This window comes from Acinetobacter sp. neg1, from assembly GCF_000788125.1.
Taxonomy (GTDB): Bacteria; Pseudomonadota; Gammaproteobacteria; order Pseudomonadales; family Moraxellaceae; genus Acinetobacter; species Acinetobacter vivianii.
On sequence record NZ_JSZD01000006.1, the window covers coordinates 635,067 to 660,172 of the forward strand.

The following is a 25,106-nucleotide window of genomic DNA, read 5'->3' on the forward strand; positions in this document are numbered from 1 at the left end:
CGGTTCTTAATTACTCGCCTAAATCTTCGAGAAAATCAAAGGTTGGCACAAAGAATAAGCTCCCTGAAACAGGTGTACTAAAATCGAGTAAGCGATCGACATGACCAGTTTCTTTACCCAAGAACATATTCTCAAGCATGGTTTTGGTGATATTAAAAGAACGTGAATAGCCAATAAAGAAGGTGCCATACTCCCCTTCAGTTGGATTGGAAAATGGCATATTCGCTCTTAAAATTTTAAGTTCATTCCCGTCAGCATCATGTGCCTTACTCGCGACATTATGTGCACTTTGCGGTTTGACATCATCGCCAAGCTCAACATCGTCATATTTCTTTCGACCAATCACTTTTTCCTGTTCTTCAGTAGTTAAGCCCTTCCACATTTCCATATTATGTAAATACTTTTGAATAAATACATAACTGCCACCTAAGAACTCAGCATCTTCTGAACCGACATAAGCAATCTCTTTGGCAATTTCATGCTCAGGGTTTTCAGTCCCATCGACAAAGCCAATAATCGCGCGACCATCAAAGTATCTAAAACCTTTGGTCTCGCTAATTGGGTAAGTATCTTCTTTTAATTGCTCATGCAAAATTGAGGCAAGTTCATAGCAAATTGCCATTTGATTGGCACGGATATGAAAGAATAAATCACCTGTTGTTGCGACCGCAGTATGTCTCGGCCCTTTAATCTCTTGAAATGGTGCCAGTTCTTTCGGTTTATTTAGATCAGGGAACAGTAAATCCCAAGCATTTGAGCCGATCCCCACCGAAGCACTGAAATTGCTGTTTGGAAAACGGTTGGTCAGGCTGCGGACTAAGGCTGAAAAATTGGCGAGAAAATCAATCACCCCTGAATGATCTGGGTTGGTGTTGATGCCAAGTACGATAAATAAAGCATTTTCACCTGAAAGATTGTTGATCACAGGCTGAGGTCTTAAAGGTATATTCATAATATTTGGGAATAAAAAAACTTAATGCTCATATCCTACACAAATCAATGCATTAGAGATCAAACAAATCACAATTTTTTACTATTATTGCGTATACAAAACAAAGCTATCACCACGGCAAAAACTGGCTAAGGTGAGATTTAATTGCTTTGCCATTTCAATCGCCATACTGGTGGGTGCAGAAATGGTCGCCAATAGTCCAATATTATATTGTGCACATTTGCGGATCAGCTCATAGCTGGCGCGACTGGTCATCACCACAAAACCCTCGGCAACATTCAGTTTTTGCTCCGCCAGATGACCAAGTAATTTATCCAAGGCATTATGCCTGCCAACATCTTCAAACAGTGCCACGATTTGCCCTTGTACCACCCACGCCGCAGCATGCGCACCACCAGTGAGTTCAGTAATTTTTTGGCGAGCTTTCAGTTGAGCAATGGCATTTGGAATTTGCTTGAGCCACAAGGACGAAACCTCGCTGCTCACCAAAGGTAGATCGGCATAAAATTGCTTTAAGCTCTCGATCCCGCATAAACCACAACCAGTACGTCCCACCATCATGCGGCGATGTTCCTTGAGAGCCATAAATGCACGCGATGAAATCGTCATATCGACCTCAATGCCTAATGCATTGTGACGAATTTCAAGCGAATACAATTCGTTTAAGCTTTGTAATATCCCTTCCGAAAGACTAAAACCCTTGGCAAATATCTCAAGGTCTGATGGCGTTGCCATCATGACCGCATGAGAAATCCCATTATAAATCAGTGCTACAGGATACTCCTGAACAATATAATCCATTTCATCTTCAGAATGATCCTGATGGAAACGATGCACTTGCACCGTTTCATAGCCGCGTGTTTTGGTATCCACAATTGACCTCTTTACTTAGACGCGCAACTAGACGCCACCTACCCGTTCATTGGCATGTTCAGGATCGACTGCAACCGCTAAGTTAAAATGCTCAGGCGCCTGTCCTGCATGCAGGATCACAGGGATACTTTTTGATGCTGGAATTTTGGCATATTTATCATGACTGCCTAAGGCCACCAATGGATTGGTTTCAGGATAATACGCTGCCAGACTGCCTTGTGGAATGTTATAAGGCACGATACGGAAACTATGGACAATCCGTTTAACCCCATCCGAGAACACACTTTCAATATCGACCCATTGATCAGCCTCAAAGCCTGCTGCATCAATATCGGCCTGATTCATAAACAGTACACGGCGCTGCCCGAATACCCCGCGATAACGGTCATCCAGACCATATAAGGTCGTATTGTACTGGTCATGTGAACGTGTCGTCATCAAGGTATACACCTGTTGCTCACTATAAGCTGCGGCATACTGGTTTTCTTCATCCTCATATACTTCGGCCAATGGCGTAATCAAAAATTGTGCCTTACCGCTTGGGGTATTCCAGACATGCTGATTGGCTGGATGCTCTAAATGGAAACCACTCGGTTGATAAACCCGTTGATTGAAGTCATGAAACTCATCAAAAACATCGGCAATCGAGTCACGAATACGATCATAACTTTCAATATACCAGCGCCATTTCACATGACTCTCAGGCAACGCGGCTTCCGCCATACGTGCCACAATATCGGGTTCAGACAAGATATTTTCAGAGATCGGTGGATTACGTCCCGCTGAAAGATGCACATTACTCATCGAATCTTCTACAGAAATCGCTTGTGGTCCATGCACCTGCATATCCACTTCCGTACGACCTAGACAAGGCAACATCAATGCATCCTGACCACACACCAGATGGCTACGATTTAGCTTGGTGGTAATATTGACGGTTAAATTACAACGACGTAAAGCTTCTTGGGTATAAGGAGTATCAGGCGTTGCGACGGCAAAATTACCGCCTAGGCCAATAAAGACTTTTACATCACCTTCGTACATTGCCTTGATAGTATCAACCACGCCAAAACCATGTTTACGCGGCGACTTGATGCCAAATACGCGATCAATACTATCGAGTAGCTTATCACTTGGGTTTTCATTGATACCCATGGTACGGTCGCCCTGCACATTACTATGCCCGCGGACTGGACAAAGCCCCGAACCCGGTCGTCCGATATGTCCACGCGCCAGCATCAAATTGGCCAGCATATGAATATTGGCAGTACCATGACGATGCTGGGTAATCCCCATTCCCCAACAGAAAATAGCCGTTTTCGCATCCAGATACATTTTGGCAATCGACTCTAAATGCTCAGCTGAAAGTCCAGTATGCTTGTGGATTTCTGACCATGCGGTACGGTCAATTTCCGCCAGCATCTCATCAAAACCGATGGTATTCATCTCAATAAAACTGCGGTCAAAAACACTATGCTCGCCTTTGGCAAGGGCTTTTTTGTCCCACTCCAGTAAATGCTTCATTACCCCGAACATCAGCGCGTAGTCACCGCCAATTTTTGGCTGGAAGTAATAGCGACTGATTGGTGTACTGCCATTGGTCATCATTTCCAGAGGCGCTTGCGGATCTTGAAAGCGCTCTAGACCACGTTCTTTGATCGGGTTAATCGCAACAATGTTACCCCCACGTCTTGAGACCTCTCTCAAGGTAGCTAACATACGTGGATGATTGGTCCCCGGGTTATGCCCGAAACTAAAGATCGCATCAGCCTGATCGAAGTCATCCAGAATCACCGTACCTTTACCCAGACCAATTGCATCTTTTAAACCGACACTGGTGGTTTCATGACACATATTAGAACAGTCTGGGAAATTATTGGTTCCAAAGCTTCTGACAAAGAGTTGATATAAAAATGCTGCTTCATTGCTGGCACGACCAGAAGTATAGAAAGCCGCTTGGTCAGGATGCTCTAAAGCTTGTAAATGTTTGGCAATCAGTTGAAATGCATCGTCCCAAGAAATTGGAACATACTTATCGGTAACAGGATCATAACGCATTGGGTCGGTTAAACGCCCCAAATCTTCCAGATAGAAATCACTCTGCTCTGCCAACCAGCTCACTGTATGCTGGGCAAAAAACTCCGGCGTAACGGTCTTACTGGTAGCTTCAAAGGCAACGGCTTTGGCACCGTTCTCACAAAAGTTAAAGGCATGGGCATCCTTTTTCTCAGGCCAAGCACAACCAGGACAATCAAAACCTGTCGGCTGATTGATATTGAGTAAAGTAATCGAACCTTTTTTGAGAATATCTTGTCGTTTGAGATTGCGCGCTACACTCAACAATGCTCCCCATCCACCAGCGGGCTGGGTATAAGGCTCAATTCTCGCGTAGCCATTATTTTCTTGTTTATGAACCGTTTGTTCTGAATTATCCATTGCGTCGCCCTCAGCTGAGCTATTTTCATTTCTTACTCAACTAGAAGTATCACGAATCTGGGCATTTTTCTATTCCTGATTTGTCACATCCCATCAACATGAAACTTAAAATCGGCATTCATTTAACCCAGAAATCAAGACAAAAAATTGCTAGCAAATACTTAGCAATAAGCTAAATAAACGTGGCATCAACTATGAATTGGTATGGCTGGAATGTTGTGCTTGAGTTGAATTCTGCTTTTGTTGTGAAGGCATATAATCAGGCTGATTACTTACTGCCAGAAAGAAAAACACCAGAAATAAACAGCCGAGTAAAATACTGATACCCACCGCTAAATAGGGAAATTTTGATTGCTCTTGAGACATTCGATTTGCTCCTGTTTAAAAATTAAGAAATTCTCAACCTTATTTATATCGTCGATAAAACCTTAAAACTGGCGCCATTCTGAATACGGGTTTGCATATATTCCGCATAGACCGATAACTTCTCGAAAATGTGTTCGGAATAAAACATATCTTCGATCAAGTGCGCTGCCTGCTGTTCGGAAAATTGGCCCATATTGGCAATCAATTGGGCATTCAGATGCGAGAACAACGTACAAATCTCTTTATGGAAATCATCTTTATTTTTAAATAACAGTTTGCGCATATTGATCAATGCATGATCCACTTGAGATTCATCTTGATCGGTATGAATAATCGTGATTTTGACCTTAAAGAAATCTTGCAACACCTTAAGCTTATGCATATCGATCGCCAGATCTGTGACCAGAAAAAGATGGGAAAGATCCGTTCTGCAAAGCGCTTTTACCAGACTACGAAAAAGAAAATCTTCCTCATTTCCTGAATCATTCACCAGTTCAATATAAAGCTTGAGACTCTCAAGAACATCTTCAATCTTGAGATGAATACTTTTCTCTGCCTGATAATATTGTTTAAAAATTGACAGAACTGGCGTTGTAGCAGGCGTGGTATAGATCACGGGCTGGTTTAGATTCGCAATAATCAATGGCGCAAACACATAGCCCAGATGACGATTATTTTCCATGATCTTCGCCTGCGCAATATAGGTCACTTTGTCTTTAGAAAAATCTCTAAGCACCTTACCTCTTAATAAAGTTGCTTCAAGATTGACATATTCAAGATGTAACTGTTCTTGTACTGATTGGGACGGTATCTTGCCTTGAAAAAGTCGGGTAAGCGCATAAAGCTCTGGGGTGACAAACATAATTAAACGCCATTCAGTCAGAAGTATTATCATGCAAACGACTTACAATGCTTGATCAATATTTAACACATTGTATCGTTGCTTATGCTATTTTGAATGAGCAACATACAACTGAATAGCTACAGAATTTTGCTAAAAAAATATAACAGATGAGTTAGCGTTTCCGTATCTGTTATAAAAAAACAAGAAGAAATTGTACCTACTCATATACAGCAGAAGACTGGATGATGAATAAAACTTAAAAGGTTTTAAATACGCCGAGAACATTTTTAAGGTTCTGTTTATTTTTAATCGTTTAAGCCCCTTCTTTCACATTTTCCTAGCGACTGCTTTACTCGTCTGTTATAGGAGAGGATATATGGATCTCGGTCTCACTGCTTTAGAATTAGCCCGAATACAGTTCGCCTTTACTGTTTCATTTCACATTATCTTTCCAGCTACCTCAATTGGCTTGGCTTGCTTTCTGGCAATGCTGGAATGGAAATGGCTTCGAACTCAAAACCCGATTTATAAAGATCTATTCAAGTTCTGGATCAAAATCTTTGCTGTTGCCTTTGGTATGGGCGTGGTTTCAGGCGTCGTGATGAGCTATCAGTTTGGAACCAACTGGAGTGAATTTTCCCGAATCGCTGGTGGTGTTACAGGCCCCTTACTGACCTATGAAGTATTGAGTGCCTTCTTTCTGGAAGCAGGCTTCCTTGGCATTATGTTATTTGGTTGGGGACGGGTCAGTCCCAAAGCACATTTCTTTGCCACCCTGATGGTTGCCATCGGCACCTGTATTTCCATGTTCTGGATTCTGTCTTCCAATAGCTGGATGCAAACACCACAAGGATTTATTATTGAAAATGGTATTGTGATCCCAACCGACTGGTGGGCCATTGTTTTCAATCCATCCTTTCCTTATCGCTTAGCACATATGGCTGCTGCCGCATTTTTAGTATCGTCACTTTTGGTAGTGGGTACTGCCGCATGGCATTTAATCAAAGGCCGTCGTGATGAACTGGTTAAAAAATCATTTTCGATGGGACTCTGGATGGTGCTGGTCACCTCATGTCTGCAAGTGGTCATTGGTGATAATCATGGTTTAAATACCTTAAAGCACCAGCCAGCCAAACTTGCAGCAATTGAAGGACATTGGGAAACCAATCATAACGAATCCATGCCTCTGCTGCTTTTCGCAATTCCGAATATGGATAAAGAAGAAAATCTGTATGAAATCGGAATTCCCCACCTCGGCAGCCTGATCCTGACCCATTCTCTCGATGGCAAAGTGACAGGTTTAAAAGACTTCGCCCCTGAAGATCGTCCAAATGCGACCATTGTGTTCTGGAGTTTCCGCGTCATGGTCGGTCTAGGCATGCTGATGGTACTGCTTTCATTGGTTGCTTTATGGTTGCGTAAAACTGGCAAACTTTATGGCACCTCATGGTTTCACAAGTTCGCTTTTGTGATGGGCCCTGCGGGTTATATCGCTCTGCTTGCAGGCTGGGTGACCACCGAAGTTGGTCGTCAGCCTTGGGTGATTTATGGTGTGATGCGTACCAAAGATGGTCTATCACATAGCGTGACAGCCGATCAGGTCGGGATTAGTTTAATTATCTTTGTGGTGGTCTATACCATTGTTTTTGGTAGCGGTATTTACTACATGCTGAAACTACTGAAAAAAGGTCCTGAATTTATCGATGCGATTGAACCTGAACCTGCGGGTCCCGGTCATTTCAAAACACCTATGCGCCCACTCAGCGCAGTCGATGAAAGCATTGACGGGCAAGACCAAAGTAAGGAGAAACGCCATGATTGATTTATCTCTGATCTGGGTTGGTATTATTGGTCTGGGTGTACTGATCTATGTGGTTCTGGACGGGTTTGATCTCGGTATTGGTATTCTGTTCCCCTTCATTAAAAACCGAGAAGAACGCGATGTAATGATGAATACCGTCGCGCCCGTCTGGGATGGTAATGAAACCTGGATGGTGCTCGGCGGCGCAGGCTTATTCGCAGCTTTTCCATTGGTCTATTCAACCGTACTTTCCGCCTTGTATATGCCCATTACCTTGATGGTGATTGCATTGATTTTCCGAGGTGTCGCCTTCGAATTTCGCTTTAAGGCCAATCGTACTAAGCACTTATGGGATCAAGCCTTTATCTGGGGCTCGATTTTATCCAGCTTCTTCCAAGGTGTGATTCTAGGGGCTTATATTCAAGGGATTCAAACCACCAATGGAATTTTCTCAGGCTCGGGTCTAGACTGGCTAACACCTTTTGCCTTATTTACAGGTCTAGGGGTACTTGCCATGTATGCAGCACTCGGTTGTGGCTGGCTGATTATGAAAACAGATCATGAGCTACAGGATCAAATGTATCGTTTAATGCCGAAGCTGATCATTCTACTGTTTGTGGTATTTGCGGGCGTCAGTCTTTATACACCTCTGACTCATCCTGAAATTGCAGCACGCTGGTTTGCTTTGCCAAATCTGCTTTATTTTAGCCCTGTGCCTGTTTTAGTCGTGTTATTTACTGCTTTAATCTTGAAAGCATGCAAAAACCGTCAGGATTTAAAACCATTTATCTATACATTAGCGCTGGTGTTTTTAGCCTTCACAGGTTTTGTGATTAGTTTATGGCCTCATATTATTCCGCCATCAGTGACGATTTGGGAGGCTGCTGCACCAGCTTCAAGTCAGAAATTTGCGCTGGTCGGTGCCCTTATTCTCATCCCGATTATCATTGCCTATACGGTCCTTTCATACTGGGTATTTAGAGATAAAGTACGTGTGGGTGATGCAGGTTATCACTAAGGAGGAACGTTGCATGAAAATAAAATCTCAGCATTTAACTTCAACGCAATGGTTTATAATCTTATGGTTACTTGGATTTTTTGCACTCGCCATTATTGCAGGTCTGTTTAGATTGCTGTTGATGTTTGCTTATTAGAACGATGAATGGAACAGTCTTTTGATCAAGGCTGTTCCTTCGCACGGATTACCCTTATTTTATGTATAAATCAGAACAGTTAGCACATAACCTGAAACTTCTCATTGAAAATGGGACATGGAAGCCGCATACCAAACTGCCATCTTTGCGTGAACAGGTACAGCGCTCAGGCTTTAGCCTCATCACGGTCATGAATGCTTATCAGGAACTGGAAGCACAGGGCCTGATTTATTCCAAAGAAAAGTCGGGTTATTTTGTGGCTGAGCAAAGTCATATCCAGATTCCGCAAGCCTACTCAGTGGTGTCTTTAAATCCTAAAATTGAAATTAACTCACTGGTTTTTAAATATCTTAAATCAATTCAATCCAAGCAAGTCAGTCCATTAGGCTCAGCTTTTCCTGACAGTCAGTTGCTCTATCCTCCCAAACTGATTCAGATCATGGGACAGCTTTCGCGTAATCGGCATAGCTATGATCAAACCACCAATCTGCCACCGGGCAATTTGGCACTCAGAAAACTGATCGCTCAACGCTATTGTATGCAAGGCATTCCAACCGATGCTGATGACATTGTCATTACATCTGGTGGCCTAGAAGCATTGAATCTTTCACTGCAAGCGATCACTCAACCTGGCGATTATATTTTATTGCAGCAAACCATCTTCTATGGCGCATGGCAGGCTGCTGAGCGTTTGGGTTTAAAGGTGATTACCATTCCTGAGCACCCGCAACATGGATTCGATATTGAAGCCTTTGAGCAAGTCATCAAAAATTATCCAATCAAAGTATGCTGGTTTATGCTCAATGCACACAACCCGATTGGCTTCACGGTCAGTGAGGAAATTAAATATAAAATCGCTAAACTGCTGCACGAACATCAGATCCATTTGATCGAAGATGATGTCTATGAAGAATTGTTTTATGGCAATCACAAACCTTTGCCGATGAAGTATTTTGACCAGCAAAATCTGGTGCTGCACTGCTCTTCTTTTTCCAAAACGCTTGGTTCAGGTTTCCGTATGGGCTGGGTCTATGCAGGTAAATTTTCCGAGCATATTCAGCATTTACAATTGATGAGCACCATTTCAGCCAACGCACTGATTCAGAATGCGTTGGTTGAGTTTCTCTCCCATCATCATTATGAAAAGCATTTGCGAACGCTTAGACGCGCTCTGGAGAAAAATAAGAAGCAGTTCTTTCAATATCTCAAACAGCATTTGCCTAAAGGTTGTAAGGTCTACAATTATCCAAGCGGCTATTTTCTCTGGATTCAACTGCCTGACAAGGTCAGCAGTATGAAAATCTATGAGCACCTAATTCAGCAACAGATCGGTGTTGCGCCAAGTACATTATTTAATGTGCTGCCCTCGCATCAACATTTTATTCGTATGAATTGTTCTTTTGAATGGAGCGAGCAAATTGAGCATTCGTTAGAATTGTTTATTCAAACGGTTCAAAATGCTGTGTCAGATTAATCGACTTGGGGCAAACACCTTTTCCGATACTGGCTCGGTGTTTCCCCAAAATTCTTTTTAAAAGCACGAATAAAATTGGTGGCTTCTTCATAACCCACTAGACCCGCAATATCTTGAATGCTGTATTGCTGCTGTTGCAGTAATTTCTTCGCTTGATTAAAACGAACCTCTGCCAAAATCTGTAAAAAACTTGTCCCTTGAGCCTGTAAATGCCGTTTGATGGTTCGCTCCGACATATTCAGGCGCTGTGCAATAATGGGCAAAGTTGGGTAAGTACTGCTTGAGTGATATAACAATTCAGACCGAATACTTTTTTGCAAATCACGAGCCCCTTCTTTCACTAACTTGAGCTTGTCGTTTTCACAATAGAGCACTGCTTGCTGAAAAGCGACTTGATCTGCGTTTGGATTTTTACAGTGCAGATATTGCTTTGGAAAACGTAAACCATTACGAGCTTGATTAAATTGAATCTTGATCTGGGATAAATCAATTTTTTTATAATTCGGGGCATCAGCCCAATCTACAAATACCTCACAGTTTTCGGCAATACGTCCAGAAAACAAAGTCAAAAAATGAATCGCACCAAACAACAGACTTTCTATCAGAAAATGTCTTAATTGAACTGATTGTTGTTCGTTCCCCAATTTTACTGGATGCACATCATCAAGATAAACATAGACAAAATTGTCATTGATGCACCATTCTGGCGTGAAGTTCTGTATTCGTGTACAAAAATACTGCTGGCAAAGGCTTAGCGCTGTTTCCACATCCGTACAGCTGAGGAATGCAAATCCTAAAGGTCCATGCGAAGTGGGACGTAATTTAAAACCATATTCAATCCCAAGCCGTGGATTGCCTGTCAAGCTTAAGGCATTGACTACTAGTTTCGACCATTGATGCGCACTCATTTTGGCATCAGCCTTATTTATTTCGCTCGAATTAAGCCCAGTACCATTGAAAATACTTTGAGTATCAATACCATAGTCATACACAATTTCTAATAAGATATGTGCATAAGATACAGAAATCGTTTCCTGAAACAATCCGAATGGATCCCGCATGACAGACATCCTGTCCTAAAATGATCATCAATATGGCATAGCCCCACCTATTGTGCGAGTGTTTTATTCGAAATAATAGCTTCAATAATAAACAATTTCACAATGAGGATGTACTTAAATGGCAACCATGAAGCTTGATCGACAGCAGTCCATTTATGTTCTTACATTAACCAATGGCGATCAGGAAAATGTCTTAAATCAAGATGTATTGAATGAATATATCGAAGTATTTAATGAAATTGAAAGTCATCAACAAAATGCATGTCTGGTCATTCAAAGTGACCATCCAAAAACGTTTTGCAATGGCTTGGATTTAGCATGGCTCATGAGCCAATCCATAGAAGATAAAAAAGCCTTTACTCTACAACTGGAAAATATGCTATTGCGTTTGGCCTTGCTCAACTTGCCTGTTATCGCTGAAATTAATGGCAATGCCTATGCTGGTGGTGCAATTTTAGCATCGGCTTGTGATTTTCGATTTATGCGAGCAGACAAAGGGCGCTTTTGCTTTCCCGAAGTCAAACTAACCATTCCCTTCACCGATGTGATTGCAGAAATTGTGCAATTACTTCCCAATCAGCATACGATCTGGGAAATGTCATTGACGGGAAAATCGATGACAGGGCTTGAATGTTTAGACAGGCAAGTCGTCCATCAAATTCATCCCGTAGAATCGTTAAATTCCGAAGTTTTTAAATTTGCTGAAGATATGTCACAAAAGCATCGCTTAACCTATGCCGTGATCAAACGTCAGTTACGCCATCGTATTGTCGACATTGCGAAACAGCGTCAACTGTACAATCCTGAAAAATTTGCACATCCTTTTATGATTTAACTCCACTTTTATAAAAATTAAATATAGGAAATTCTCATGAACAATATGCAAGGAAAAACCATTTTTATTACTGGTGGCAGTCGAGGAATTGGCAGAGCAATTGCAATTAAAGCAGCGCATGCGGGTGCAAATGTCGTTATTGCAGCTAAAACTGAAATCGAAACTGCCAAGTTAACAGGCACGATTTACAGCGTGGCACAAGAGATTGAAGCCGTAGGTGGCAAAGCACTCCCCTTACTGCTTGATGTAAGAGATGAACAACAAATCCATGCTGCCATCCAGCAAGCAGTTCAACACTTTGGCGGTATTGATGTGCTGATTAACAATGCTGGTGCCATTGCGCTCACAGGTGTAGAAGCAACATCCTTAAAACAATATGACCTGATTCAAAGTATTAATCATCGTGCCACTTTTATCTGTGCACAAGCTGCTCTTCCTTTTTTGAAACAGGCGGAACATCCACATATCTTAAGCTTATCCCCTCCTGTGAATATGTCACCAAAATGGTTAGGCATGCTCTCACCTTATGCTCTGTCTAAATACGGGATGACGATTTTGACTTTAGGTATGGCAGAAGAATTCCGTCAATATGGTATTTCCTGTAATACTCTGTGGCCTGAAACCTACATTGCAACAGCTGCTGTCTCAAAAAATTTAGGTGAAGAAAATACACAACAGCTCAGCCGAAAACCGGAAATCATGGCAGATGCAGCTTTTGCCATTTATAGCACAGCCAAAGGTGAACTTACTGGACAAAGCCTGACTGATGAACAAGCTTTAACGCGTATCGGTATCACTGATTTTGCTCAATACGCTTGTATTGCAGGTAATCACCAACTGCAAAAAGATTTCTTCTTAGATTAAATAAAGCATAAAAAAACTACCTTAAAGCATTCACCTTAAGGTCGTTTTCAATGATATTCCGCAGTATTAACCCGGGAAGATACCACGCTCTTTACGTGCTTTTAAGATACGCTCACAGCCTAAAATGAAAGCAGCTGTACGTAAAGTACATTCTTTTTCACTAGATTTGTGCCATACATCATTAATCGCTTGAATCATTAACTTATCGAGTCTTTCGTTAATTTCTTCTTCAGACCAGAAGTAGCTCGACATATCCTGAACCCATTCGAAATAAGATACGGTTACACCACCCGCATTACAGATTACGTCTGGAACAACAGTGATACCACGTTCAACGAGGATGTCATCTGCTTCTGGATAAGTTGGACCGTTCGCGCCTTCAAGTACCAGTTTTGCTGATAAGTTTTTCGCACGTTCAACCGTGATCTGACTTTCTAAAGCAGCAGGGATCAAGATATCCATGTCTACTGTCCAGAACTCTTCATCGCTGATCACTTGAGCACCGGCAAAACCGCCCACACCTTGGTTAGTTTCCATGTGTGTTTTTAATGCAGCAAGATCAATACCTTCAGGGTTGTAAATCGTACCCGTATGGTCTTGAATGGTCACGATTTTAGATTTTGAATCACCGAATAGATATGCAGCTTCGCTACCGACGTTACCAAAACCTTGAACCGCAATTTTAGCGCCTTCTAAAGGTAATTTGATTTTTTCAGCAACTTGCTGACCTGTGATAAATACACCACGGCCTGTTGCTTTAATACGACCTAAAGAACCACCAAGGTGGACTGGTTTACCCGTTACCACACCTGTTACAGTATGACCTTGACCAGATGAATAAGTATCCATGATCCAGCCCATTACGTTTGGATTAGTACCAACGTCTGGTGCAGGGATATCTTTTTGTGGGCCAATAATATGGCTGATTTCACTGGTATAACGGCGTGTTAAGCGTTCTAATTCACGTGGAGAAAGTTGACGTGGATCAACACGGATACCGCCTTTTGCACCGCCAAATGGTAGATTCACCACCGCAGTCTTAATTGTCATCCATGCTGAAAGAGCCATTACTTCATTTAAATCTACATCTGGGTGATAGCGAATACCGCCTTTACCCGGACCACGTGACAAGTTGTGTTGCACACGATAACCTTCAAAATGACGAATTGTGCCATCGTCCATAACAATTGGCACGTCAACGATCAAAGCACGTTTTGGGCGCTTCAATGTATCCACATAACCTTCTAGACCTTCTAGATACGGAGCAACACGCTCGATCTGCTCGAGGTAAGTTGCCCATGGACCGTCATTTTGAGAGACATAAGATAAATTAGACATGTTTTAACCTTTTGATGAATTCACATGATCCATCAATAAAATATGTAGTTAAAAATTATATAAGCGGCTAACTTGGCAGTTCTACTATCCAAATCGAACCGTGGATTACATTCCGCCACATCAAAAACTTTAATCTTTCCGGTTTCCTTAATGGCCTCTAGTAATGGGTCAAAGACTGATAAATCAATCCCTTTTACCGCAGGTGCACTTACACCTGGAGCAATGCTAGCACTAAATACATCAAGATCAACTGTAATATACAAATAGTCAACTTTTCCGATAAAAGCTGTGATTTTTTCGAGTAAAATTTCAACGTTTTTCGGTTGTAATTCAAAGTCGTAGATGTAACTGCAATTTAGTCGGTCTGCCGTTTCAAAAAGGACTTTGGTATTTGAGTGTTTTGCAACCCCGATACAAAGATAATGAAACGTCTTTTGATACTGCTCAGACAGTCTTGCTGCATTTAAAAAAGGTGTGCCTGAGGTGACATGTTCCGCTTCACGCAAGTCAAAATGGGCATCAAAATTAATGATCCCGATTGTCTTATCTGGCTCATTATTCTGTAGATATTGGAACAAACCTGAAAAGCTACCAAAAGCGACTTCATGACCACCGCCTAAAACAATCGGTTTCATTCCCTGTTTTAAGCTGCGTTCAACCTGATCTGCCAGTTCAGCTTGCGCCTGTTCCAGTTTGCCATTGTCACACACTACCGTGCCAAGATCTGCAATCGTGACAGGTTGATGGACTGGTAAATTTGCCAACTGCGCCCGAATCATGTCAGGTGCATCAGCTGCACCCAAGCGCCCTTTATTGCGTTTTACACCTTCATCGGAGCTAAAACCGATGAAAGCGAATGAAGCGTGTTGTTGCGTATTGACCACTTGATGGAGACGCAAGTGCGCTTCACCGTCGCCATCATGTCGTCCTTGCCATTTAAATGAATGATTCATTATAAATACCACGCTTTAAAAATGAGTCTTGAGATTAGATCGAAACTTCATTGCCATGCTGAATGATGCGTTTTGGCAAATCACCACCTAACCAGTAAACGATTTCTGATGGATGCTCGATGTCCCATGCAACAAAATCTGCAACTTTACCCTGCTCCAGACTGCCATGCGTTTCTTGCAAGCCCAATGCATGCGCTGCATGAATGGTCACGGCGGCCAAGGTCTGTTCAGGTGTTAAACGAAATAAGGTACTGCCCATATTCATCATTAAACGCAAAGATAAAGCTGGTGATGTGCCCGGATTTAAGTCACTGGACAAGGCAATCCGTACCCCATGTTGCTGCAAACTTTCCAACGGCGGATACTTGGTTTCTCTCAAGAAATAAAATGCGCCTGGCAATAACACGGCAACTGTTCCCGCAGCAGCCATCACCTTCACATCATCTTCAGTCATAAACTCTAAATGATCTGCCGACAAAGCTTGATAACGCGCAGCCAGACTTGAGCCACCGAGCGAAGAAAGCTGCTCTGCATGCAACTTGATGGGTAGATGTAAAGACTGGGCTGTTTTAAAGACGCGCTCAACCTGAGCAGGAGAAAATGCCAGATATTCACAAAACGCATCAACAGCATCAACCAGACCTTCTTGATGGAGTTTTGGCAGCATGTCATTACAGATATACTCAATATAAGCATCGCTTTGATCCTGATATTCAGGCGGTAAAGCATGCGCCGCCAAACAGGTACTGCGTACCGTCATCGGCAAAGTTTCTGCAATCTGACGAATCACACGCAACATTTTGCGTTCATTGGCATAGTCCAGACCGTAACCAGACTTAATTTCAATGGTAGTGACACCATCTTTAAGCAGACAACGAATTCGTTTTAGTGCCGATGCAAGTAGCTGTTCTTCACTGGCTTCGCGAGTGGCACGAACCGTACTGGCAATACCACCACCACTCGCTGCAATCTCCGCATAGCTCACACCTTGCAAGCGTTTTTCAAACTCAACGCTACGGTTACCACCAAATACACTGTGGGTATGGCAATCAATCAAACCCGGTGTCACCCATGCCCCATTCAGATCAATGGTTTCTGCATAAGCATCGGCAGGAAGGTCTTTAAATGTACCAATCCAGTGAATCTGCTGTCCGAGCGTTACAATTGCAGCATGTTCAATACTGGAATATTGACCCGCTTGCATGGTGGCGATATGACAGTTTTTCCAAAGCTTTTTCATTCAAAATTCCTCTCACTGCTCAAGTGCTGTTAACACTTGAGCAGCTTGATTATTAGCTTTCCATCTCAATGTTTTGTTGCAAAGCCGTGTTTTCTTTTACCGTGTTTTGCTTGGGTTTCACCCAAATGGTATAGGCAATCCAGAGTAAAACTAACCAAGTTGCACCGACATAAATTGCAGGTCGTGAGTCTGGGAAATAACCCATCATGGCTAGAATAAACAGCATGAATGCAATGGCAAAGGCAGGTGCATACGGCCAACCAATCACGGGGAAATCCAGAGCTTTGATCTCAGCTTTAGACAACTTACGACGCATCGCAACCTGAGAAAGCAAAATCATGAGCCAGACCCAAACGGTCGCAAATGTTGCGATTGAGGCAATAATGATGAATACATTTTCTGGAATGAGATAGTTTAGCAATACACCGATCAACAACACGCCTGCCATCACCACCACGGTCATCCAAGGCACACCGTTCTTAGAAATTTTCTGGAATACTTTTGGCGCTTGTCCACGGTTTGACATCCCGTACAACATACGTCCTGCACCAAACACATCACTATTGATGGCAGATACAGCCGCTGTAATCACCACAATATTCAAAACGGTTGCCGCTGATCCAATGCCCAGATTTTCAAAAATCTGTACGAATGGACTGCCCTGACTACCGATCTGGTTCCACGGGAAAATCGACATCAATACAAAAATCGTCAGAACATAGAACAACAGGATACGTACCGGCACGGCGTTAATCGCTTTTGGAATCGAAGTTTTCGGATCTTGCGATTCACCAGCAGTGATCCCGATAATTTCAATCCCACCAAAAGCAAATACCACCACAGATAAACATGCAACCAAACCTGCAATGCCATTTGGCATAAAGCCTTCATGAATCCATAGATTTTGAATGCCTGTGGTAAAACCACTGTGGTCAGCATGGAAACCGTAGAACATTAGCCCCAAACCGCCGACAATCATGGCCACAATGGCCGTGACTTTGACGATTGAAAGCCAGAACTCAAGCTCGCCAAAGACCTTGACGTGAATCAGGTTGATTGCACCCAAGAACATGATCAGTGACAAAATCCAGATCCAGCGTGGTACATCGGGATACCAGAATCCCATGTAGATCCCGAATGCAGTCACATCCGCAAGTGCAACGATGATCATTTCGAAAACGTAGGTCCAGCCTGTGGTAAAACCTGCAAGCGGGCCAATATATTGAGAAGCATAATGGCTGAATGAACCCGATACCGGGTTGTGTACGGCCATTTCACCGAGTGCGCGCATCACGATATAAATTGCAATCCCTGCAACAATATATGCGAGTAATACGGACGGGCCTGCCATTTTGATCGCAGTTGCCGAACCGTAAAAGAGTCCTGTCCCAATGGCTGAACCCAATGCCAAAAAACGAATATGGCGGGTGTTTAGCCCCCGCTGTAATGTGGAGTGCTGTGACATTATAATCTCCAATCCTTGAGGAAATTTAGTTAGATTCGGCCACTCCATGTGACCGATTTATTGATCACACTTCAGACAAACTCGGTAATAGCTTCGGAATGAGTAATTCGTTCAGGCAGCCACTCGCGAGCAATTCACTTGCTTGCTCGATATCTGGCGCAAAGAAACGATCTTCACTGTAGTAAGGCACTTGATCACGCAACACTTTACGCGCACGCTCAAGTTTGGGAGAACTCTTCAATCCTTCACGGAAATCAAGGCCCTGACATGCACCTAGCCATTCAACTGCAAGGATGCCGCGAACGTTGTCAGCCATATACCACAAGCGTTTCCCAGCATTCGGCGCCATGGAAACATGGTCTTCCTGATTTGCAGAAGTCGGTAAACTATCAACACTGGCAGGATGTGCAAGTGCTTTATTGTCACTTGCTAACGCAGCGGCTGTTACTTGAGCAATCATGAAGCCTGAATTGACCCCACCATTGGCAACCAAGAACGGTGGCAGCTGTGACATGTGACGGTCCATCATCATTGAAATACGACGTTCAGACAGTGAACCAATTTCTGCAATTGCCAATGCCAAATTATCCGCTGCCATTGCAACAGGTTCCGCATGGAAGTTACCACCCGAAATCACATCGCCTTCTGCTGCAAATACCAATGGGTTATCTGACACTGCATTTGATTCAATTTCCAGCACTTCTGCCGCTTGACGGATTTGCGTCAAGCAAGCACCCATGACCTGTGGTTGGCAACGTAGTGAGTACGGATCTTGTACCTTGCTGCAATCTTCATGTGAATGTGAAATTTCACTCGACTCAGTCAGTAAGTCACGATAGGCAGCAGCAACATCAATTTGACCACGTTGACCACGCACTTCATGAATACGCGCATCGAATGGCGCGCGTGAACCCAGCATTGCTTCAACGCTTAGACCGCCACATACGGTTGCAGCAGCAAATAAATCTTCTGCTTCGAACAAACCACGTAAAGCATAAGCGGTTGAAACTTGCGTACCATTTAACAGTGCTAAACCTTCTTTCGCCGCTAAAGAAATAGGTTCTAAACCTGCAATTTTAAGTGCTTCAACGGCTGGCAACCATTCACCTTTATAGCGTGCTTTACTTTCGCCCAGTAATACCAAAGACATATGTGCAAGTGGTGCCAAATCACCTGAAGCACCCACAGAACCTTTTAATGGAATATGTGGATAAACTTCCGCATTAATCAATGCCAAAATGGCATCAATCACCTTACGGCGAATCCCAGAAAAACCACGTGCCAAACTGTTTGCTTTGAGCAACATAATCAGACGTACCATCGCATCATCAAGCGGCTCACCTACGCCAGCAGCGTGGGAAAGTACCAATGAACGCTGTAATTGCTCTAGATCTTCTGGTGCAATTTTAGTTGAAGCAAGTAAACCAAAACCTGTATTGATACCGTAGGCTGTACGGCCTTCATTGACGATTTTTTCGACACAAGCAACACTTGCATTGATGCCAGCAGAGGCGCTGTCATCGAGTTTCACTTTGATTGGATTTAAATAAGCGTGGCGGAGATCTGCTAAGGTAAGTTTGCCGGGTTGAATTAGAAGTTCCATTGTTGGCGTCCTGTTTTGCACTCTATTGTTCTCTTACGATGCTGTTTACACAATTGCAAAAAGCATCGTAATGTCCTTGTCTGTTTATTGCGTGATCATTGGCAAGTTCAAGCCTTGCTCTTTGGCACAGTCAATTGCGATGTCATAACCCGCATCGGCATGACGCATTACCCCTGTTGCAGGGTCATTGGTCAGTACACGTGCGATACGTGCTGCTGCTTCATCGGTACCATCACACACAATCACCACGCCTGAATGTTGAGAGAAGCCCATACCGACACCCCCACCGTGATGCAATGACACCCAAGTCGCACCACCAGCGGTATTTAACAAGGCATTCAATAATGGCCAGTCTGATACAGCATCTGAACCATCTTTCATTGATTCGGTTTCACGGTTTGGACTAGAGACTGAACCTGAATCCAGATGGTCACGACCAATCACGATAGGTGCTGAAAGTTCACCACTACGGACCATTTCATTAAACGCCAAGCCAAGTTTTGCACGCAAACCTAAGCCGACCCAGCAAATACGTGCTGGCAAACCTTGGAAGCTGATACGTTCACGCGCCATATCTAACCAGCGATGTAAATGTTCATCATCTGGAATGAGTTCTTTTACCTTAGCATCTGTTTTATAGATATCTTCTGGATCACCTGAAAGTGCAGCCCAACGGAATGGACCAACACCGCGACAGAACAATGGACGAATATAGGCAGGAACGAAGCCTGGGAAATCAAAGGCATTTTCTACGCCTTCATCTTGTGCCATTTGACGGATGTTGTTGCCATAGTCAAAAGTTGGCACACCCATTTTCTGAAAATCCAGCATCGCTTGAACATGCTGCGCCATTGATTGTTTCGCTGCTTTCACTACAACTTCTGGCTCAGTTTTCGCGCGTTGACGGTATTCTTCCCATGTCCAACCAATTGGCAAATAACCATTTAATGGATCATGTGCGCTGGTTTGGTCAGTCACCATATCTGGATGTACACCACGACGAACCAACTCAGGTAAAATTTCAGCAGCATTACCATGCAGTGCAATCGAAACTGCCTTGCCTTCTTTGGTATATTTTTCAATACGCGCTAACGCATCATCCAAATCAGTTGCTTGCTCATCGACATAACGGGTGCGTAAACGGAAATCGATACTGGTTTGCTGGCATTCAATATTCAATGAACATGCGCCTGCAAGTGTTGCAGCCAAAGGTTGCGCACCGCCCATACCACCTAAGCCAGCCGTTAAGACCCAACGACCTGTTAAATCGCCGTTGTAGTGTTGGCGACCTGCTTCTACGAAAGTTTCATAAGTACCTTGTACAATGCCTTGGCTACCGATATAGATCCAAGAACCAGCCGTCATCTGACCGTACATTGCCAAACCTTTGGCATCCAATTCATTGAAATGCTCCCAAGTTCCCCAATGTGGTACAAGATTCGAGTTAGCAATCAAAACACGTGGTGCGTCTTTATGAGTTTTAAATACGCCTACTGGCTTACCCGATTGAACCAATAAAGTTTCATCTGTTTCTAAGTTCTTGAGCGTTTCTACGATCTTGTCGAAACATTCCCAGTTACGTGCAGCACGACCGATACCACCGTAAACAACGAGTTCTTTTGGGTTTTCTGCGACATCTGGATCTAGGTTATTCATCAACATACGCAGTGGTGCTTCTGTTAACCAGCTTTTGGCATTGAGCTGTGTACCACGCGGTGCGCGAATTTCTACATCACGAAATTTTGTTGTCGTTGTTGTCACAATCGGACTCCTTCCATTGAGTTTGAATCTGCAAATTAATCTGCTTTTACTGTATAGCAATGTATTAACTTGTATATACATCCATATACTACACAAAACTTTTCTATTGAAAAGATGCTTTTCAAATCTTTTATGAAAATAAGTCACAAGCTAATGAAATAAATCGATTTATTTTTTATAGACAATAAAAAAACACATACAACCTAAGACTGTATGTGTTCTCAAAAATACAAGAAAACTAGATTTTTATGAGTTCAATTAGACAAGTTTGCTTTAAAAGCTGTGGATTTAGAACCACCTTTTTGAGTGATTTTTCCTGCTCAATGTGAAGACTTTCATGATGCTGCAATTGAAAAATCTGCCCATCAATTTCAATATCTAACAGCTCTGTACTCTGATTAAATATAAAAATCAGATCGGCTGAGCTAAAAATCTCGGTCTTTGTCGGCTCAAAATACCACTGCAAACGTGCATGAAACTGCTTGGGATCATAAATCAGATTAAAATCCCGAATCGGACCATCAATCAATTCACAACGGGTCGCACTGTCACCGCTAAACTGTAACGATTGCAATGTCGTTAGAGATTCATACTCATCGTCAATATAAAGCTCGATGCCCTGACCTTCCAATACGGTTAAGATACGCTGCATCCCGTTAAATCGGGAAAAATCGCCTGCGCTTTTGACATCTGCCATGGAAATACGCCAGTCAAAAGTATCCAGATTTTCACCCGCACTACGCGCCAGTTCAACCGTATAACCTGCACCATTTTTCCACAGCATCTGCCGATAATCAGTACTGCTTAACTGCTTGATCATTGGGTAAATTTACCTTCTAGATAATAACGGCTACCCGGATAAATCAAACGTGCGCTGGAAATCAGTTGTTTATTCGACCATGTTCTGCGACGAATCAATAAACACGGTTCGGTCTTGTTAATTTTCAGCCATTTACATTCTTGCGCTGAGGCTAGAATCGCGGTCACTACATGCTCACCTTCCGTCACAGGTGCTTTTGACATTAGATAGGCGTTGGGTGTAATGGATTTAAAATCTTGTGCCAAGTAATCTGGGATCAACATTGGATCGACCAAACGATCTTCAATCTGTACAGGCACATCATTTTCATAATGCACAATAATCGAATGAAACAGTTTTTGGCCTTCCCGAATCTGCATCAACATGCTTTGTTCAGCATTGGCCTGAATCTGTTCAAGTACCAACACTTCGGCGTGATGTTTATGATTTCGGGCAATAATTTCTTCGGCAATATTATTGACATGAAATAAAGCCGTTCGACCTTGTCCTTCGGCAACAAAAGAACCGACACCTTGGATACGCACCAACAGACCCTCGCTGGTGAGTTCACGTAAGGCACGGTTCACGGTCATACGACTGCAACCGAGTAAATTGACCAATTCACTTTCAGAAGGAATCTTTTTATTAACCGTCCATGTTCCTTCATAAATCTTTTGCGAAATCATTTGTTTCACACGTAAATACAAAGGAACTGGACTATCTTCTTCTAGAGACAAATCCAAATCATTTTGCTTTGTCACTCTTGACATTGGCTAAAACTCATACTAAATATTCTAAGTCATTGTATATTGAATCAATGCAAATTGTATATACAAGCCTATACAAATAAATGATATGTTTTTAATTTATGCACCAAGACTAAAATTGTCATACCAATATTATTATCTTGATTAGATTATAAGCTGATCAATTTGATTTATCACCCCATCCTTATCGCTAGAAAAGCTATAGGGATACAAGATACATTCAACTCTTTATAATAAATTTGATTATATCTTGCGCTGAACGATACATGTTCCTTTCATCCAACCCTGAAAAAATGCTCGATTTTTGACAAACTTATTATAATCCTCCTTATTATGTTGAAGGCGTTCAAAACCATCTTGTAATATAATTTCAACGGCATCCAGACTATCGTAAACTGAGTTTAAGCCCATATTGTTATAAGCCGCAGTAACCGTTAAAAAAGCATCTTCATGGCTGAAACCATGCTTAATTCTATTTGTATAGTAGTCATATAGAAAATTACAGAATGTTTTTACTTGCTTGTTATATTCACGCCGCTCTGTATCAGTCGCTGTAAGTTTCTTTCTTTTATAAAACTCTCTGTCCTTCTCGAGTATTGCCAGTCGATCAAGTTCATTTTTTTCTTCGACCTCTTTTAATTTTTGGTCAGTAATCTGTTTAATCCGCTCAAGCTCTTCTTCTTGTTCCTTCCGTGCTTGTTCTTCCTGCTCCTTTCTTATTTGCTCTTCTTGTTGAACTTGTTCATAGTAAAGCTGATTTCTAAATTCTTTTTCATCTGAGACACCCATACAACCACTCAGTATATAGACGTAATAAAAATCCTCTTGATAATCTTCATCGCCTGACGCGAGATAGGATGCCCCATCGACATACATAAATGGTGTAAAACCGACATAACCTCCAAAAGCATTTTTTGCATTTACCTCGCCACAGACAGCCCTTTCCCCTCTTAAATTCTTCACCACTCGAATATGTTGGAATTGTGCTGATCTCGGGTCTTTTATACTATCTCTAATGCTTTGCTTAGCATTTTTAATAAGAGATGTATTATTTGCATAAGTAATTGTAGGAATAGTGATTAAAATGGCAAGCGTAAGTTTTTTAAGCATGACTTATAATAAAAATCTATGTGATCTAGAAAGTATAAATGATTTTTCCAAAAATAAACTTAAGTTACCTTTTTTTAAATCATATTGAATGTTTTTCAAATCAATCTACATTATTTCGGATGCTCGTCCTAAAATAATATAGATTGATTTTCATCATACCTTGCAACTTTGAAAACAGGGTCAGTTATCTAGTCTAAAAGAGTTTTAACTTATACCGTATAGCGTTTACTTAAACCCCATTCTGCCAAGATACGGCGATACATGGTCGATGAGCGATCTGCTTCAAAATGGGCCTCCATACCAATATCCAGAGGCAATTCTTCGGGCTTTTGTGCCTCCACCATCTCCTGATCTTCCGCAAAAATTTGTGCATTAAAATCATAGACGGCCTGTAAATCTCCCGTGGTATCGAAATTACGGGTTAAAGGTACAAACAAACGGGTCTTGTTATGTGAGATTGGACAGCAGGCATTTAAAATCTTGAGCACACCATCATTTGGAAAATGGATCGTCAATACCGCTGAAAATGGTGGATAAACATCAAAAATCCGCTCCCACACAAAATCATCTGGCGCGAGATGCTGCATCCCATGCGGATAATTGCTGACATTGCTGGTGTAGTTTGTATGCAAGCCATAATCGGTACGTTCAGTCGAATATTTGGGTACGACTGGATTATCTCGATCTGCAAAGGCCTGATGATGTACCCATGCAAAATGTGCGACATCAATAAAGCCCTCTAATTGACGACCACTTGAGCCAGCAATATCCACGGACGGCGGTAAAATGGCTTGATGCTCCTCCTGTTCCCATGTGTCCAACACAGGAAAATTAGCCAAACTTTCATCTCTGCCAAGAATACTGGTCCAGACCAATCCATATTTTAAAACCACAGGAAATTTGGTCAGAGAAAAACGCTCTGAGATTTTCGTTAAATCAGGTTGAGCTGGGATTTTGGTACATTTACCCTCTTCATTAAAATGTAGGCCATGATAAGGACAGATAATGGTTTCACCTTCCACCCAACCTTTACTCAACGGCACACCTCGGTGCGGGCAAATATCCCGAGCCAGATGAATCTGTCCTGTTTCAGTCTGATACAGCACAAGATTCATATCCAATAAAGTGACTTGCTGTGGTTTGTGAGTTACGTCTTGAATGCGTGCGACTGGACACCAATGCTGCGCAAGAATTTGCCAATCCTGATCATTAAATTGGCTGTGACATGGCTTATTTGGAAGATTGATGAATGGAATTGCGTTCATATCCTGCGCTCATTTTTAATGTTTTCTCTGTTGCTTGCAGTGTGGAATAGATCATTATTTTCGTCTATTAGAATGAATTACATGCATCATTCTAAAAATTAGAACAGTATCGGCATTAAAATTGCTCTTGTATTTGCACCAGTTT

22 protein-coding genes are annotated in these 25,106 nt (G+C 42.3%); 6 read left to right on the top strand and 16 right to left on the bottom strand.

The genetic code is table 11. The features are described 5' to 3' along the window. Nucleotides 1–10: 10 nt before the first annotated feature. The 5 genes from PJ15_RS04010 to PJ15_RS04025 form a co-directional block, all read right to left on the bottom strand. The gene (locus PJ15_RS04010; RefSeq protein ID WP_004772746.1) at nt 11–952 is read right to left on the bottom strand and encodes a Dyp-type peroxidase; all 942 of its coding nucleotides are present in this window, start codon (nt 950–952) and stop codon (nt 11–13) included. Between the two features lie 84 nt (nt 953–1,036). Further along, entirely contained in the window at nt 1,037–1,825 is a 789-nt protein-coding gene (gene fdhD, locus PJ15_RS04015; RefSeq protein WP_047428220.1) for a formate dehydrogenase accessory sulfurtransferase FdhD, read from the bottom strand. 27 nt (nt 1,826–1,852) lie between these two features. Then, nucleotides 1,853–4,261, bottom strand: a complete 2,409-nt coding sequence (locus tag PJ15_RS04020; RefSeq protein ID WP_047428223.1) for an FdhF/YdeP family oxidoreductase — start codon at nt 4,259–4,261, stop codon at nt 1,853–1,855. Nucleotides 4,262–4,453: 192 nt separating this feature from the next. Beyond that, a complete protein-coding gene (locus tag PJ15_RS18580; protein WP_171248558.1) occupies nt 4,454–4,627 on the bottom strand; it encodes a cbb3-type cytochrome oxidase assembly protein in 174 nt (57 codons plus the stop codon). A 43-nt stretch (nt 4,628–4,670) separates the two neighbouring features. Further along, nucleotides 4,671–5,489 (bottom strand): hypothetical protein, encoded by an 819-nt coding sequence (locus PJ15_RS04025; RefSeq protein ID WP_047428226.1) that lies wholly within the window; start codon nt 5,487–5,489, stop codon nt 4,671–4,673. Nucleotides 5,490–5,847: 358 nt separating this feature from the next. Between PJ15_RS04025 and PJ15_RS04030 the strand changes: the two genes are divergently transcribed. From PJ15_RS04030 to PJ15_RS04040, 4 genes are all read left to right on the top strand, one after another. Then, nucleotides 5,848–7,293: a cytochrome ubiquinol oxidase subunit I gene (locus PJ15_RS04030; protein WP_005258165.1), complete on the top strand. Its 1,446-nt coding sequence runs from the start codon at nt 5,848–5,850 to the stop codon at nt 7,291–7,293. Beyond that, the gene (gene cydB, locus PJ15_RS04035) at nt 7,286–8,290 is read left to right on the top strand and encodes a cytochrome d ubiquinol oxidase subunit II (protein ID WP_047428229.1); all 1,005 of its coding nucleotides are present in this window, start codon (nt 7,286–7,288) and stop codon (nt 8,288–8,290) included. The genes PJ15_RS04030 and cydB overlap by 8 nt, the downstream gene beginning before the upstream one ends. A 13-nt stretch (nt 8,291–8,303) precedes the next feature. Further along, entirely contained in the window at nt 8,304–8,426 is a 123-nt protein-coding gene (locus PJ15_RS18885) for a hypothetical protein (RefSeq protein ID WP_264673641.1), read from the top strand. Nucleotides 8,427–8,487: 61 nt separating this feature from the next. Next, nucleotides 8,488–9,900, top strand: a complete 1,413-nt coding sequence (locus PJ15_RS04040) for a PLP-dependent aminotransferase family protein (protein ID WP_004772759.1) — start codon at nt 8,488–8,490, stop codon at nt 9,898–9,900. On the opposite strand, the gene PJ15_RS04045 is transcribed toward PJ15_RS04040, so the two are convergent. Further along, complete coding sequence (locus tag PJ15_RS04045) at nt 9,897–10,961, bottom strand: AraC family transcriptional regulator (protein WP_047428232.1); 1,065 nt, start codon at nt 10,959–10,961, stop codon at nt 9,897–9,899. The two genes, PJ15_RS04040 and PJ15_RS04045, sit on opposite strands and share 4 nt — an antisense overlap. A 118-nt stretch (nt 10,962–11,079) precedes the next feature. Between PJ15_RS04045 and PJ15_RS04050 the strand changes: the two genes are divergently transcribed. Then, entirely contained in the window at nt 11,080–11,796 is a 717-nt protein-coding gene (locus PJ15_RS04050; RefSeq protein ID WP_047428235.1) for an enoyl-CoA hydratase/isomerase family protein, read from the top strand. Nucleotides 11,797–11,832: 36 nt separating this feature from the next. Further along, nucleotides 11,833–12,660, top strand: a complete 828-nt coding sequence (locus PJ15_RS04055; RefSeq protein ID WP_047428237.1) for an SDR family oxidoreductase — start codon at nt 11,833–11,835, stop codon at nt 12,658–12,660. Nucleotides 12,661–12,726: 66 nt separating this feature from the next. Here PJ15_RS04055 and PJ15_RS04060 read toward each other — a convergent pair whose 3' ends face one another. The 10 genes from PJ15_RS04060 to PJ15_RS04105 all read right to left on the bottom strand — a co-directional run bounded on the left by PJ15_RS04060 (nt 12,727) and on the right by PJ15_RS04105 (nt 24,961). Further along, the gene (locus tag PJ15_RS04060; protein ID WP_004772767.1) at nt 12,727–13,998 is read right to left on the bottom strand and encodes a Glu/Leu/Phe/Val family dehydrogenase; all 1,272 of its coding nucleotides are present in this window, start codon (nt 13,996–13,998) and stop codon (nt 12,727–12,729) included. A 32-nt stretch (nt 13,999–14,030) separates the two neighbouring features. Continuing rightward, the gene (hutG, locus tag PJ15_RS04065) at nt 14,031–14,951 is read right to left on the bottom strand and encodes a formimidoylglutamase (RefSeq protein ID WP_005258174.1); all 921 of its coding nucleotides are present in this window, start codon (nt 14,949–14,951) and stop codon (nt 14,031–14,033) included. Nucleotides 14,952–14,985: 34 nt separating this feature from the next. After that, nucleotides 14,986–16,191, bottom strand: a complete 1,206-nt coding sequence (hutI, locus tag PJ15_RS04070; RefSeq protein ID WP_047428240.1) for an imidazolonepropionase — start codon at nt 16,189–16,191, stop codon at nt 14,986–14,988. Between the two features lie 52 nt (nt 16,192–16,243). Continuing rightward, the gene (locus PJ15_RS04075) at nt 16,244–17,656 is read right to left on the bottom strand and encodes an amino acid permease (RefSeq protein WP_005258176.1); all 1,413 of its coding nucleotides are present in this window, start codon (nt 17,654–17,656) and stop codon (nt 16,244–16,246) included. Between the two features lie 64 nt (nt 17,657–17,720). Next, nucleotides 17,721–19,259, bottom strand: coding sequence for a histidine ammonia-lyase (hutH, locus tag PJ15_RS04080; RefSeq protein WP_004772773.1), 1,539 nt, complete (start codon nt 19,257–19,259; stop codon nt 17,721–17,723). An 84-nt stretch (nt 19,260–19,343) separates the two neighbouring features. Next, a complete protein-coding gene (hutU, locus tag PJ15_RS04085) occupies nt 19,344–21,020 on the bottom strand; it encodes a urocanate hydratase (protein ID WP_004772775.1) in 1,677 nt (558 codons plus the stop codon). Nucleotides 21,021–21,258: 238 nt separating this feature from the next. Then, complete coding sequence (locus tag PJ15_RS04090; RefSeq protein WP_047428243.1) at nt 21,259–21,840, bottom strand: HutD family protein; 582 nt, start codon at nt 21,838–21,840, stop codon at nt 21,259–21,261. Then, nucleotides 21,837–22,589: a histidine utilization repressor gene (hutC, locus tag PJ15_RS04095; RefSeq protein WP_005258179.1), complete on the bottom strand. Its 753-nt coding sequence runs from the start codon at nt 22,587–22,589 to the stop codon at nt 21,837–21,839. The genes PJ15_RS04090 and hutC overlap by 4 nt, the downstream gene beginning before the upstream one ends. A gap of 240 nt (nt 22,590–22,829) precedes the next feature. After that, nucleotides 22,830–23,696, bottom strand: coding sequence for a hypothetical protein (locus tag PJ15_RS04100; protein WP_047428252.1), 867 nt, complete (start codon nt 23,694–23,696; stop codon nt 22,830–22,832). Between the two features lie 209 nt (nt 23,697–23,905). Continuing rightward, complete coding sequence (locus tag PJ15_RS04105; protein WP_047428254.1) at nt 23,906–24,961, bottom strand: aromatic ring-hydroxylating oxygenase subunit alpha; 1,056 nt, start codon at nt 24,959–24,961, stop codon at nt 23,906–23,908. Between the last annotated feature and the right edge of the window lie 145 nt (nt 24,962–25,106).